1 protein-coding gene is annotated in these 452 nt (G+C 72.1%); it reads left to right on the top strand.

Features of this window, described 5'->3' with window-relative positions; translation table 11 throughout:
• A partial coding sequence (locus tag AC5RWQ_RS30500; RefSeq protein ID WP_494286048.1) for a GNAT family N-acetyltransferase occupies window positions 1–409 on the top strand: 409 nt, incomplete at its 5' end.
• Window positions 410–452: the final 43 nt, after the last annotated feature.

Genomic DNA, 452 nt, shown 5'->3' with positions numbered 1-452 from the left:
CTACGAGGAGTCCTTCCGCCCCCTGGTGGGCGAGGCCGTCTTCGCCGTCCAGCACGGCAACTGGCGCGAGGACTACCGCAAGCAGGTCGCCGAACTCCACGCGCCCGAACAGCACCGGTACGTCGCCGTCGCCGAGACCGACGACAAGATCGCCGGGTACGTGGCCTGGCGCGTCGATCCGGCCCGCCAGACGGGCGACATCGACATCCTGGCCGTCGCGGCCGGGCACCGGCGCCATCATCTGGGCACCGCCCTGTGCGAACACGCCTTCGCGCGGATGCGCGCGCTCGGCGCCGCGGTCGTCGAGATCGGCACCGGCGGCGACGCCTTCCACGCACCGGCCCGCGCCCTCTACGACTCCCTCGGCTGCACTCCGCACCCGCTCACGGTGTACTTCCGGCGGCTGTGACGCCCTGCCGTGCGGGTCAGAAGGAGTCCGCGTACCAGTGGAA

Source organism: Micromonospora sp. BS32 (assembly GCF_059089345.1).
Note: the sequence above shows the minus strand (reverse complement) of the source record. Positions and strands in the feature narration are given on the sequence as shown.